Source organism: Chitinophaga silvisoli, from assembly GCF_003412465.1.
GTDB lineage: Bacteria > Bacteroidota > Bacteroidia > Chitinophagales > Chitinophagaceae > Chitinophaga > Chitinophaga silvisoli.
In genome coordinates this window covers 1,000,927-1,014,805 of sequence record NZ_QTJV01000001.1, presented here as the reverse complement: position 1 = coordinate 1,014,805, position 13,879 = coordinate 1,000,927, and the positions used below count along the sequence as shown (strand labels likewise).

13 protein-coding genes are annotated in these 13,879 nt (G+C 45.5%); all 13 read right to left on the bottom strand.

The features are described from left to right. Positions 1-73 precede the first annotated feature (73 nt). The 13 genes from DXN04_RS04120 to DXN04_RS04060 are packed head-to-tail and all read right to left on the bottom strand — an operon-like array spanning position 74 to position 13,875. Complete coding sequence (locus tag DXN04_RS04120) at positions 74-1,459, bottom strand: undecaprenyl-phosphate glucose phosphotransferase (protein ID WP_116852016.1); 1,386 nt, start codon at positions 1,457-1,459, stop codon at positions 74-76. Between the two features lie 11 nt (positions 1,460-1,470). After that, positions 1,471-2,700: a WcaI family glycosyltransferase gene (locus DXN04_RS04115; RefSeq protein ID WP_116852015.1), complete on the bottom strand. Its 1,230-nt coding sequence runs from the start codon at positions 2,698-2,700 to the stop codon at positions 1,471-1,473. Positions 2,701-2,702: 2 nt separating this feature from the next. Further along, positions 2,703-3,251, bottom strand: a complete 549-nt coding sequence (locus DXN04_RS04110) for a WcaF family extracellular polysaccharide biosynthesis acetyltransferase (RefSeq protein WP_116852014.1) — start codon at positions 3,249-3,251, stop codon at positions 2,703-2,705. Then, positions 3,248-3,694: a VanZ family protein gene (locus DXN04_RS04105; protein WP_158568838.1), complete on the bottom strand. Its 447-nt coding sequence runs from the start codon at positions 3,692-3,694 to the stop codon at positions 3,248-3,250. Before DXN04_RS04105 ends, DXN04_RS04110 begins: the two co-directional genes overlap by 4 nt. A 5-nt stretch (positions 3,695-3,699) precedes the next feature. Beyond that, entirely contained in the window at positions 3,700-4,608 is a 909-nt protein-coding gene (locus tag DXN04_RS04100; RefSeq protein WP_116852012.1) for a glycosyltransferase family 2 protein, read from the bottom strand. 1 nt (position 4,609) lies between these two features. After that, positions 4,610-5,758 carry an XrtY-associated glycosyltransferase XYAG1 gene (locus DXN04_RS04095; RefSeq protein ID WP_116852011.1) on the bottom strand — a complete coding sequence of 383 codons (1,149 nt, stop codon included), beginning with the start codon at positions 5,756-5,758 and terminating at the stop codon, positions 4,610-4,612. After that, positions 5,758-6,831 (bottom strand): acyltransferase family protein, encoded by a 1,074-nt coding sequence (locus DXN04_RS04090; protein WP_116852010.1) that lies wholly within the window; start codon positions 6,829-6,831, stop codon positions 5,758-5,760. Before DXN04_RS04090 ends, DXN04_RS04095 begins: the two co-directional genes overlap by 1 nt. Beyond that, positions 6,815-7,921: a glycosyltransferase gene (locus DXN04_RS04085; protein WP_116852009.1), complete on the bottom strand. Its 1,107-nt coding sequence runs from the start codon at positions 7,919-7,921 to the stop codon at positions 6,815-6,817. Before DXN04_RS04085 ends, DXN04_RS04090 begins: the two co-directional genes overlap by 17 nt. Before the next feature lie 9 nt (positions 7,922-7,930). Continuing rightward, positions 7,931-8,914: an acyltransferase family protein gene (locus DXN04_RS04080; RefSeq protein WP_116852008.1), complete on the bottom strand. Its 984-nt coding sequence runs from the start codon at positions 8,912-8,914 to the stop codon at positions 7,931-7,933. Further along, on the bottom strand, positions 8,883-10,268 hold the full coding sequence (locus DXN04_RS04075) for a hypothetical protein (RefSeq protein ID WP_116852007.1): 1,386 nt from the start codon (positions 10,266-10,268) through the stop codon (positions 8,883-8,885). Before DXN04_RS04075 ends, DXN04_RS04080 begins: the two co-directional genes overlap by 32 nt. Next, complete coding sequence (locus DXN04_RS04070) at positions 10,261-11,394, bottom strand: glycosyltransferase family 4 protein (RefSeq protein ID WP_158568837.1); 1,134 nt, start codon at positions 11,392-11,394, stop codon at positions 10,261-10,263. The genes DXN04_RS04075 and DXN04_RS04070 overlap by 8 nt, the downstream gene beginning before the upstream one ends. Next, positions 11,303-12,640 carry a hypothetical protein gene (locus DXN04_RS04065; protein ID WP_147319829.1) on the bottom strand — a complete coding sequence of 446 codons (1,338 nt, stop codon included), beginning with the start codon at positions 12,638-12,640 and terminating at the stop codon, positions 11,303-11,305. The genes DXN04_RS04070 and DXN04_RS04065 overlap by 92 nt, the downstream gene beginning before the upstream one ends. Further along, positions 12,637-13,875 (bottom strand): glycosyltransferase family 4 protein, encoded by a 1,239-nt coding sequence (locus DXN04_RS04060; protein ID WP_116852004.1) that lies wholly within the window; start codon positions 13,873-13,875, stop codon positions 12,637-12,639. Before DXN04_RS04060 ends, DXN04_RS04065 begins: the two co-directional genes overlap by 4 nt. Between the last annotated feature and the right edge of the window lie 4 nt (positions 13,876-13,879).

Below are 13,879 nucleotides of genomic sequence, written 5' to 3'. Positions count from 1 at the left end.
TTTTCTCAAGATTAAGCATGTCCGCTATAATATCTATACAACCAAACTACCTTTCACTATATTTAAAAAAAAGTTAAAATGCATTTTTATCACCTCTGATTGTATTAAATACCGTCAGGAAAATGATCTTCAGATCCAAATACACTGACCAGTTTTCCATATACCAGATATCATGCTCTATCCTCTTCGCCAGGTGCAGATCATCCGTAATCTCACCCCTGTATCCATTTACCTGTGCCCAGCCCGTAATACCCGGTTTTAAGAAATGCCTGATCATATACTTCTGAATAATCGCAGAAAATTCTTCCGTATGTTTCAGCATATGCGGCCTCGGCCCTACTATCGACATATCGCCCCACAACACATTCAAAAATTGCGGCATCTCATCCAGGTTTGTCTTTCTCATGAATTTTCCCAGCCTGGTAAATCGCTTATCATTCCTGGTCGCCTGCTTACTGTTCGCATCATTGTTCACATACATACTCCTGAATTTCAGACAGCGGAACGTCTTGTTATTACGACCGGTTCTGTGCTGTATAAAGAATACAGGTCCCCTGCTCTCCAGCTTCACCAGCAGCGCCAGCAAAGGTATCAGCCAGCTCAGTAAAAAGATCGTAACACCCAGGCTAAACACCAGGTCGAAGAAACGCTTCCTGATCCTGTTCGCAATATCATCCAGCGGTTCTGATCGCAGTGAAATGATTGGAATGTCATCCAGGTAATCAACATAAATCTGCCTGTTTACAAACATCCTGAAGTCTGGTACAAAACGAAAACGGATGAAATGTTTCTCCGCCTCATGTGCCAGCGTATACAGGTAAGGAAACTGCTCCGGCGATAAAGTGGAATAGATCTCCCTGATGTTATTTGACTGTGCATAATTGATACACTCCTGCAGGTTACCGATCACGGGGTAATACGACAATTCATGCACATTGCTGTATTCTTCAAAATAACCCTCAAAACGGAGGTTACTCTTTCTGCCCAGCAGGTTATCTACCAATTGCTTCGAAAGGTCGTTATAGCCCACAATAACCACTTTCCGCTCTATTTCTTTGCGCTGCAGCAAATAATGCGTCAGCATATAAAAGAAAAGCCTGTCTGCCAGCACGATAATGAGGAAAAGCGTACAATACGTAATGATGAAGATCCGGTTATAGGCCTCTTTATTCAGAAATACAAACAACAATATTAAAAGCAGGTATAGCAGGATGCCCTGTATCGTTTTCCGGGCAATTCTCTCATAAGACATCTGCTGACTCATGAAATAAATACCCGTAGTATACAACGCAATAACCCACGCAATATTTGAAGCAAGTAAAAAAGTGTCTCTATCCAGGTGTACTGGTACTTCTTTTTGCTGTAACCAGTAGGAAACAAAAAAGAAAAAGGCATTCAGGCAAAAGAAATCCATAATCAGGATCTGAATGCTGCATATTTTTAAATAACGGTTTAACATAAAAATAAGTTTTATCCTACTACTACATGTTCTTCAAATCGACCCATAATCCTGCTCACTGACAAATAATTCTCTGCATATGCTCTCCCATTTCCCGCTATTGCTCTCACATCTCCATTTACCGACCGCAGGATGCCTTCGTTGAGTGCCTGCTGGTTTTCTGCATCCACCAGGATTCCCATATTATGCGTACTCACCAGGTCATGCAGGCTTGTACCACTATTTGCGGTAATCAATGCCAGGCCCCCCACCGCTAAAATGGTTGTGAGCTTGCTCGGCATCACCAGGTCACTCGCATTCGCTTTCTGGATGACCAGGTGCACATCAGCCATATTCAAAAAGTGATTAAAGCGCTCAAATGGCTGCAAAGGAAAAAAGATCACATTCTCCAGTTGCATCTCCTGTGCCTGCGCTACCAGGCGCTCTTTATAAGGTCCGGATCCGCAGATCAGGAACTTCAGGTGCCTGTCTTCTTTCAGTGCCTGCGCCGCCAGCAAAATAGATTCCAGCCCCTGCTTCTCCCCGATTGCCCCTGAATACAACACGATCTTGTCTGTGGCCGCAAATCCATATTCTGTTTTCAACAACAGGCGTTCTTCAATAGGATGAAACTTATTCACATCCACCCAGTTCGGGAAAAAGAAAATTTCCTTCTTCGCCTTCTCCTGGATCTTCTTCATCATACCATCAGAAATACTGCCTACCATATCCGCCTGCCTGAAAATGTAGCGCTCCAATTTGAAGAGTATATTGATCAGCTTCGGCGATGAAATCATCTTCAGGTCTCTCGCTGCCTCTATCTGCATATCCTGTATATGATAGAACACTTTTGCTCCCCTCAGTTTCTTGTAGATCACTGCCAGCAATCCCAGGTGGAAAGGCGGCACCACCGTTATCACCACATCATACTTTTTCCGGGGCAGCAATGTCAGCAACCTGAAGAATGCAGACACCGCAAATGAAAAGTCCAGCATAATGCGTGTCTTGCCCGTAGGCTTTGCCGGCACGTACTGCGGACACCTGTATACCGTGAGGTTACCTTCTTTTTCTTTGGTATACCAGTTCTTCTTTTTGTCATAAGGAGGCTGTACCTTCCACTCCGGATAATAAGGATAGCTGGTAATCACTGTACAATCATATCCATTCTCTGCCAGCCATTTCATCATCTCACCATTGTATTTCCCTATCCCGGTAGGTTCCGGTGAAAAATTCCCGCCTATGAGTAATATTCGCTTGGACATAACTATGCTAGTATCTCTCTTTTACGTACTGAAATGGCAGGATTCCCTGCATATATACTCCAGGCTTCCATATCTTTTGCTGCTACTGACTTCACCGTCAGCACAGCATGGGAGCCGCATACAATACCCGGACAAACGACTGACTGTGCACCAATCCACACCCCGTCTTCTATTCTGATGCCACCCAGCCTGTAAGGAAAATCACTGCGCTTGTAATCGTGATTACCTGTCAGCAACATCGCGCCCTGTGATATACACACATGATCGCCAATGTATACATCATCCAGGTTATCGATCCACACACTCTCCCCAATCCAGCAATGATCGCCGATCGATAAGCGCCACGGGTATTTGATTCTTACTTTAGTCTTGATCACAAGACCCTTGCCCACCTTCGCGCCAAATGTGCGCAACAGCCTCCGCTTAAAACCATAGGGCCATGGTAAAGCACTGTTAAAAACATAATAGTTAACCAGGTACCATAATCCGATTTTCCACTTGGGTCCGGCTGCATAGTTACCTGTGTTAAACCTGGATAGATCGGTGTTCATCGGTGTATGAAATATTTATAATGGTTTTGAAAAAAGCGGCATAAATAAACTCCAACAATAGCGCCTGTCGTATTGAGCAATACATCGTCGACATCAGCTACGCCTGTTCCCGTATAATATTGTGTTACTTCAATGGCAAGGCTTAACAAACAGGCCAGTATGGCAATCTTTATCACATTCGTCATATTGAATACCCACATCATCACAAAGGAAAAAGGCAGGAACATAATGATATTGCCAAATAAATTGCTGCAGAAATAGAAAGCATGCACCCACCACTTTGCCCCATGATTATTAAACAGCTCCTTCACACTATCTACGATCGGATGCAGTCTTAACCGCTCTGCTTCTGACAATTTCACCCCCTTTCTCCACGGTGCCCAGAACACGATATAAAACAACAGCACGAAATAACCTACACTATAAAGAATCTTCTTCCTCATCCACATCAATTGAGCACGATATTGTAATCCTCCTTCAACACCGCAAGCATCTTCTCCTTCCCCTTATCCCCGTTCAGCTTCCGCTCAAACTCTTCCAGGTTCACATCTACCAGTAAACGATACCAATATCCCTGCATAAAGTGAAACACAAATCCATGATACCCGTCCATAAAACCAAACCTCAACACATATCTGTACAGGAAGTAAAAGGATGCCCGCATACCAGGCGATAAAGAAGAATAAACCCGCTCTTTCAGAAAACGTTTTCTCTTAGCCTGTGTACTCTCCATCTCCAGCAATCGCTTATCGGCATCCAGCAAGCGGTATTTAATATTCAGCAGGTCTACCATTTCACGGATCGCATAGTTATTATGCTTGTTTACCCACCAGTGTATCGCATTCAGGTTGTAATCCACTATATGCTCTTTGAACTGCACCGTCTTACCCTGCGACAATACGATATGCTCATCCATCCAGCGCTGCTCAATACTCCCTACACCATTCCGCCAGATGCGCAGCAGGTTGTGCGGATAAAAACCACCATGCTTAATCCACTTGCCTTTGAACAATACCTTTCTGCGGATGTAAACACCACTCACGTCAGCAGGCAGTTGATGTACCTTATGATTGATTTCCCGGATCAATCCAGGCTCCAGGTATTCGTCTGAGTCCATACGCATTACCCAGGGAGCTTTGATACCACAGTTATCCAGTCCCCATTGAAACTGCTGTGCATAATTCACCCATTTATGCTGGAACACCTTTGCACCATAACTCTCTGCAATCGCCACAGTCTCATCCGTAGAAAATGCGTCTACGATATAAATCTCATCCGATACCCGCCGCATACTTTCCAGGCAGCGGCCAATATGTTTCTCTTCGTTGTATGTAAGAATAATGACTGCCAGATCCATATTATATAACCTTTTTCGCTGTTCCTGAACTTTGATACAATGTGACGTAATCCCCTGCCAGCTTGTTCTCATTGAAATCCCTGAGGATGATCTCTCTTGCTGTAGCAGTGATGCGGTTACGCTCCAGCTTATCATTGTAAGCCATCGTCAGTTTCGCTCTTACCTCTTCTATATCTTCGATACCTGTAATCCATCCCAGCCTGTTTTGTTCCACATACCCCGATAATCCGACATTGTTACTGATCAATACAGGCGTACCCACATACAGTGACTCAATCACCACGATGGCAAAGTTTTCATTGTGAGAAGTGAGTGCGAACAGATCTGTATTGGCCAGGAAAGGGAACTTCGTTTCTGAATTCTTCCAGCCCACCCACTCTACATGCTCTTCCATATGCAGCGTCGATACAATTGTCTTCAGCTCCGCTACATACGCTTCTTCACCGGAACCAGCTATCTGCAGTTTGTATTTGAAACTCACTTTTGATAAAGCAAAGAGCAGGATATCCAGGCCCTTCTTAGGGTCCACACGGGAGAGAAAACTGATGGTAAACACCTCATTTTCCCGGCGGGGATATTCTGCTACCGGCAGGTCTACCAGGTTAAAGATCTTTGCACCCTGCCAGCCATTATTGATGCGCAAACATTCATTCCACTCCATCGGAGAAGAGGTATGCAGGTAAGTATGCTTCAGCAAACTCTTCCCAATTACATTGTGCAGTACTTTCTTCTTTGCCTGGTTCTTCGCTGTCAGCACATAATCGCAGAACATGCCGTGCGGAGAAAGTACCGGTTTGATGCCTCGCAACCTGCACATGAGCGAAGCACCTAATACCAGGAAACTCCACCATGAATGAATATGCACTACGTCAAATGATTTGGCCGTCTTCCACGTATGCTTCCACAAAGCAGGAGATACATGTGTATGATCACCTGTAATTCTTGGAAAGTAGTACACCGTTACCCCATCAACCTGTACAGGTGTCTTCACAGGTACTTCAAGCTCCTGGTGACCGTTTGCTGTCGTGCTATACACGGTCACCTCATGCCCAAGGCGCACCAGTCTCTCAGCCAACCTGGCTATCACTACAATTGGCCCGCCGTATATAAAAGCCGGCTTGTAAGAAGGAACAATAAATAAGATTTTCATTATGATGCTTTTGCGCTGATCACCGGCATGGTGACCGCTGCTTTCTTACGTTTTTTAATCAATAAGGGCATAGCCACTCTTTTCTGAAAATGTATCTCCAGGAGATAAGCCATCAATAAAGTCAATGCTGCAAAACAGATCCATGTCAGCGCACCTGGCCCCATGTAGTGCTTCACAAATCGCAACAGGGGCACATGCACAATGTAGATACCGTAGGAGACAGGTGCTAAAAAGGATAGTGGTTCCATCCACCTGAATTTCTCCGCCGGCACAAAGCGCGCTGCCAACATCCATACCACCGCAAAACCAATGGCCGCTATAAAATGCCTGATCTCAATAAAAGGATGTAAGCCTATAGTGCTGTGACTGGCCCTGATAGCAGGATAACTCGCTGCTACATATGCCGCCAGCGTAATCAGCAAACTGCCCATCCCTTTCCAGAAAGGTGCATACCTGTTTGAAAGTGAAGCCTCCGCCAGCGCAGCCCCCAGCCACCAGATAGGCAGGTATAATATTGTAAGACAAGCCTTGTTGGGAAAAAAAGAAAAGACCAAAGCTGACACCACCGAGAGGATTGTTACTGCCAATAAATTCCTGTTGAATTGTGCAGCCCCCGTGATAGCATAAAAAAGGTAAAACCATACTTCATAGCCCAGGCTCCATAAAGGATCATTATCGCCAAATGTAGCATAACCTATACCCGGCTTCTGCAACTGTGAATCCTGTAATCCCAGCAGGTTGTACCCAAAACTGGCCAGGTCAGTATGTGCATCGGCAGTACCAATGGCATAATCAATTCCTACACTCAATATCATGACCACGATGAAAATTGGATAGATGCGTACAAAGCGTTTCCAGAGAAAATCCTTCCTGTCAAATGCAGACTTCGTACTGTAGTTGTAATGAATCACAAAACCACTGAGCAGGAAAAACAGGATCACTGCCTCCTGGCCGAACAACAACAATGGCCGTATCGCAGCTGGCAACAACTCCCTGGAGTGGTGCATCACCACGTACAAAGCTGCCAATCCCCTGCAGACCTCCAGTGGCCATAACTTATTTTGTGTCTTCATGTAGAACCGGCTTGGGTGAAGAAATATGTCGGATTGCTGTCAGGGCATTATCCGCCATTGTGTCCATGGTTAATTCCTGTTTTACATAAGCACGGGCATTCTCGCCCATCCTGCCAATCTCTTTTTCTGTAGTCAGCGACAAGGCATCCACACAGTCCCGCATGCTGTCGAAGATCATTCCATTGTGACCATGCCTGATATAACTATATTCCACACATTGTAAAATCGATTCGGAACGTTTGAATGTAAACACCGGCTTACCGTAAGACATCGCTTCCACGATTGATAAGCCTACCCATCCCGGCTGAAAATAAATATCTGCCATGCTGAACAACTCATCCTTCACCTTTCTGTCATACAATGCACCAAAGTCTTTAACATGTGGATAAGCAGAAAAATCAGGTTTCAGTCTGCCATCGCCAATAATCACAAATGCAAATCCTTCGGGTGACAATGTTTCAATCAGTTCTACCAGCAGATCCACTCTCCTGCCCGGCTCATTGAATCTTGCACAGTAGATGAGCACTCTTTGCTGTGCAATACCATATTTTTCTCTCAGCGCCTGCTTATCCGGCATATCCAGCTCAAGGATCGCATCTACGCCAGAGATAGTATTGTTCAGTGCATGTCCGTTCAGCTTAGGCATAAAGGTTTTCCACACGTCCAGTTCTTTCTTTGTGTAAAACCACACACCATCTGATAAAGCGATCATCCAGCGCAATAAAAAATGCGGCTTCTTTTCTTCCTTTACATATCGCTTTACAGAAATACCATGGCCCCATAGCACAATCTTTTGTTTAATGAAAGGTTTCATAAGCAGGATCAGCCAGGTGCTCAGGTGACCAAAATTCAGCATCAATACCAGCACATTGTACTTCCTGTTCAGCAACGTAAACGGGTTGTAGAAAACAAAAGGTCCTTTCACAATCGCAGATAACGGAATGATGCCTGTATTGGCCCCTTTGAAATGATCCTTGCCGATGTCGGCCTGCTTCTCATAACAATACAGGTCCATTGGCAACTGCTCCTTCAGCATGTTGAAAAACTCCTCCCTGTAGTGAGGTATATATGGTTGCAAAATTGCGATCATAATAAAAGTTTAATTGCCCATCAGGTACTTTCGCAGTATGTCATTCCTGGATAGAATTTCAGACACCCCAAAACTGAGCAGGTAAGTCACGATAATGGATCCCAGTGTCAGCGCCAGTCCCTGTACAGGGTGATGGATCAGCTGCATACCTGTTTTAATTCCTTCCAGGAATACACCGTGTACAAGGTAAATGCCCATTGAATTCCTGGACAGTGCCTTCATACCCAGGTAACTGCCATTCAACTGGAATAAGAGCAATGGAAACAGTACCGCCACAAAAGCTAATCCTGTCAATACATGCGGTATCAACAGCTGTGCAAAAAACAGCGCCAGTGCCCATACCGGTACCAGGACCTGTAAGCTCGTACCATACTTCTCTTTCACTTTTTCATAGTTGATGTAAAACAACATCCCGATAGATGCAGAGATAAGTGAAGGCACGAAATACAGCAGGATGTGCCGTGTAAACCAATCCGCCTGTTTAATATCCGCTGGTGTATACCACAGAACGACAGCAGCGATAAGCACGATGAAATAAATCACCACATTCGCCGTCTTCCTGTTTCTTACCGCCACGTTCAATAAGGGAAAGAACAGGATGCTCAGGTAGAAAAGGTTGGGCAGGTACCATAGCTGGTAAGAACTGCCTTTGAACACGAACGTCTCTATCCACTTCATTTCAAAAGGCTCGTGTACAAACCTTGCTTTGAACAATCTTATTGCCAGGTAAATCAGTGTCCACAAAAAGAAGGGGATCATCAGCCGCTGGATACGGGTCACCAGCATTTCTCTAAAGTTCCTGCGCCCCTTACCGATGATCTGCCACGCAAAGAGGAACATTGAAATCGCGATAAATACCGGTACCGCATAACTATTCAAAGGGTTCAATTTCCTAGTCCAGATACTGCCGGCACAGCCATGGATCCATACAACACTAAAAGCGGCAATAGGTCTAATAAAATCAAACCCCGTAATGTGCTGCCTGTCGTTCATGAGCAGGGGTTGTGTCTTTTGATTTAATAATATCACTTACATCGAATCCATAAATCTGTCTGCTGCCTTCGTGGATAGAATCGAACGCTACCATGGTACCGTCTGCCTTCCATCTCGGGTGCAGGTCACAGTGCAGACCACTGCGGGTGAAAGCCATCTGCTGAGGCGAGAATGCTTTCAACACCGCCTTGTCCACACCTTGTAAAAATGGCATAGATTTATCGAGGTCAGGCTGCTGATCCAGCATCTTATAGGTGCCCAGATCTACACGGCGCTGTGTACTGTATTGGAATAAGAACAAGGTGCGGATACCTTCACTGTTGGGATAAGTATCACAGATCATCCAATCCCTGTTTGCCGGGCAGAACATCGGGTGCCCATCTTCAGTGATCACATCCTTTGCCAGCAATGAATAAGGTGCCCCTTCCGCATCGGTGAACAACAACCAGTTGAAGCCCGGATTACTGTTCACTCCTGGTTTGGGCTTATACAATAATTTTTTGATGATCTTCTTGCCTTTTCCAACCAGGCCAGTGGGCAGCATACGATACAACAATGAGCTGCGCAGTTTCTCCACACTACTACCTGTACGTCCCCAAATGGCAATGTGATTGTCATCCTGCCAGTCAAAGTGGCTCAGGAAACCGCTTGCCAGGCAATGCAGTTCGGAACCATCTGTATTGATCGTCATCAGGCGGGTAGTCTCACCACCATCTTTCAGTTTATAACGATGTAAAAACGCGACTCTTTTCTGTGAAGGATTCAGCAACAGGTGCGTGAAATAATGGTTATTCCCCAGGTTCGCATTCATCTGGTAGTTGGCTACCTCTGCTACAGAGATAATCATTTCCTCTTCACCAGTGTATACATTGTGCTTTACAATACCAGAGCTGGCAGGCGCATCTTCAGCCGCATATGCATCCGGCAAACCTGTGTAACCATATCCACCTACCCTGAACAGGCGCGCATAGTCCAGACCAAAGGCCCACCCATCATCTGTAATCACATGGGTAGGAAATTCGAGCGGCGTACATTCACCTGTTTTTGTATTATAGATCTTAGAACGCCATGCATGATTAATTTTATCATTTACAATGAAGAGGTCTGATTTACCAATCCACTGCTGGCGTGCACCCTGTGGATAATTGTATGCATAAGTCTCTCCCATTTTATGATACCGTCCTTCTTTGTCCAGGTACCCGATATCACAGGGTACATCAGGATTGGGCGGTGTCAGCATATCATCGATTCTTAATGCGAGTAATTTATCGCCGGCATAATTCCATGCGACCAGATCATGGAAACCGAAATAAAAGTTTCCTTCTCCCTTAGAAAGTAAAACAGCTTTATGCATACATCGGTTCTTTTTGTAGTATCCAGTTGGAAAATTCACGGGAACGGGTTGTCCAGCTATGCGCCGTAACGTCCAATGGCACACGCTCCAGCTGCTGCCGGACAAGCCCCGTAATCAACTCAGCCAGTGAATCTGGCCGGGAGTTGTCGAAATAGTACCCTTCGTTCCCAAATATTTCTTTCGGCTCACCAATATTGCAGGTGAATACCGGTTTATGAAAAGGTATGTACATGTAGATCTTGCTGGGACAACGCGCCCAATCCTGTACCGTATCATTTAATGGTGAGATGAATGCATCTGCCAGTTCAAAATAAGAACTCAGCATCGTTTCAGGCGCATAACCCAGGAACTCAATATATGCATCCAGGCCATTGGCAGTGACATAGGCCTTTGCTTCATCCAGGTGCCGGCCCCTGCCCAACAATAACAATTTGATATCAGGTGTTTCCTTCACCGCTGCTTTGACCGCATCTATCATGGTGAACAGGCCATAGTTCCGGGTCATCGTGCCCATATAGATCAGCACTGTCTTCCCTGCATACTTTGCCTGCAGCTCTTCCAGGTGTAGCCTTGGAGCATCGATCACTTCAGTACTGTAAGCATATGGAGAATACAATACAGACATATTGCGACGCAAAAATTGCTTAGACTTCTTACGATAGAAAGTTTCCAGGTATCGGCTGGCGCAAATCAGTTTATCTGCATACACTACAGAGAGTGATTCAATAAAGTGCGCCATGATCTTTTTCAAACCTTTGTTATCAGGGATCCCTGATTGCAATTCAGAGTGCTCAATCACCATCTGTGGATTGAAGCCCAGCGCACTCTTCCTGATCCAGTTACGGAATCCAAAAGAGCAGAAATAAATATAGTCAGGACGAATTTCTTTCAGCAGCATGATCTTTTGTTCTACCTCACCGTTCATGTTGGCTGGCTTGTAATAATATACAGCTACATCAGGTCCGCATTCGATGCCGGCTCTTTCCCTGTTCTCTGCACAGTCCATCGCGATAATGGATACTTCCCATCCCAGGTCAGCGAGCGGATTGGCCATTCCCAGGGCGCGCTTCATAGTAGCTATCGTCGTGATATCCCCCGTTGTCAGGAAGCAGATCTTCTTCTTCATCGTATTCGTCATTTTTTAATGAATGGTAAATGGTAAGTATAAATGCGATCGTGAGTGGCAGCGTACTTCGGATATGTGGCAAAGGTGAAAATGGGAATATCCAGAGTAACTCTATCGTAAAAAATACAAGGATCGGATAGTAAGGTGTCTCCATCGCCCGTTCATCCATCATGAGCGAGAAGCCTCGTTTCATGGTGAGGAAGAAGATGAAGAACATACAGCCGGCTGCAATGATTCCTCCGTATACCCAGGATCCTAACAGGATAGAGTGACTGGGTATCACCCCACTGTTATTCAATGCCAGCAGGCGGCTTTTGTCCTTGTCGAGGTCCTTGAACATAAGACTGCGGTAATGGTTATTCTCATCTACGGCCCAGGAGCCATGACCTAACCAGGGGGCATCTTTCACCGCTTCGATGGCTACAAAGAATTCACCGCGTCCCTGCCCGATCAGTGAAAACGGGTTGTAAGGATTACCTGCTTCCGATAGCTGATCGCCCGCATGCTTTCCTCCAAATTCACCGGATAATACCGCGTTTACATAAAACATATAAAGGATCTGGAAAAGGATGCCCACAAAAATGGTCAGGCCGATCTTTCTTGCAAGGGTCATGTTCATGAGCACCCTGCGGAAGTGGATGATCAGGCCACTAAAGAGAAAGAACATCCCGTTGGAGCGAAAGTCCAGCGCCACATTGGCAAGGCCATAGAGCATGATGATGCCCACCGTGAGCATATCCTTTCGCTTATTATATGTATAAAAAGTGATCAGTAAAATAACATTGTTCGTAATAGGGGCAATCCTGAACTTAAAGAGCGAATAGTCCTCCATCATCGAAGAGGTATCCTGCTCCAGGTTCGAACTGCCAAAGAGAATCAGGCGAACCACCTCCGCACACATGAAGGCGAGAATGATCCGGGGTGTATCGTCAAACATCCTGAACATAAAGGTGAAAACCACCAGTGATACCCCAATGGCTGCCCAACCCCTCAGCATGTTGTTCATGCTGTTGTTGTTGATCACATCGCTCAGCACCTGTACCACAAGGAATATAAACATCGCTCTTTGCACCTTCTTCACATCAGGATTGTTGCGGTACAGTTGTCTGATACGCCCAAAATTCAATGAGTTGAGACCTGCATATACTTCACTCATAATAAGCGTACCGACAAACGACATCTGCACAGAACTGAGCAGAGAGTACAATACGATCTTTATATTCGATTTGTTCCTGGATAAATTCATGCGTTGATCATGCTTTTGTAGAGTTCAGTTACTTCCTGTGCATATCGTTCCCAGGTATGTCCTGTGCGGATCGTCTCTGCAGCTTTGAGTCCCATTTCCTTTCTCAGTGCCGGGTCTGCGCTCAGTTGCTCAATAGCCGCTGCCAGTGCTTCGGCATTATCATCGGGTATCAAAAAACCATTTTCCATGTGTGTGACCGGTGCCCCGCTATTTACAGTGGTGATCACAGGCAGGCCTGCTGCCATTGCTTCCTTCACAGATTGGGCAGCGCCCTCTACATATGTGGGGAAAATATACAAATCGCTTTTAGCGAGAAATGTCTTCAGCTGATCCTGTGGCATGGAACCATGCAGGGTGATACCCGGATGATTCCTGAACCAGTCGGGAATAGCGAATTCGTTCGATACATTGCCGATCACATCGAGTGTGAATGGGAAATCTTTTTTTAGCAGTTGTTCGATCGCCGCTACGATCAGGTGAGCCCCTTTGCGTACGCCGAAGTTGCCGGTGAACACCAGGCGTATGGTGCCTGATTCATAAGATTGTTTCAGTGAATGAAAGCTCTCATCGATACCCAGGTGAATCACTTTGATCTTATCAGCAGCAAAACCCTGTGCCACAAAAGTGTCTTTCACATAGTCTGAATTCACCAGCACCACATCTGCCTCTTCGCAATCTTTCAGTACATTGTTCCAGAAGCCATCGGAGATATTGATGAATTTTGAATCTTTACTATCACTCAGGAGCTTGTCCAGCTGTCTTTTGATCTCACTGGGGTGTGCAATGCTGTGGTCTACCACTATCTTCATGCCTTGTGCACGTGCTTTCTCAATAGCACCAGCGCGGCCTGCACCACTGCGTACATGAAAGATCTGGCTGTTGCGGATGTACTTTCTCGATTCAGTACCAAACGCTTTCCATCCCATTCTTGCCGCTTTATCTCTCGTTAAAACCTTCTTTCCGGTCAGGATAAAAAGAAACTGTATGTAAAATTCTGAGAAGCTGCATGTGCGGATCTGCTCTCTTGGAAATCCTTTTGGAGAGCGCTTGCGCAAGCCGTAAGCCAGATTGCTCCGGCCTACCAGCTTCCCCATGGCATTAATGAATTTGTCAGGAAAGTGCTTGCCGGGTACCCAACCCGTAATCACTTCCACATCTACCCCCTGCTCTTTGATGGCAATGGCGGACTGTATCAGGTGTAGTCTGCCTTGTCCTGTAGAAATAATACTTTTCATAGTT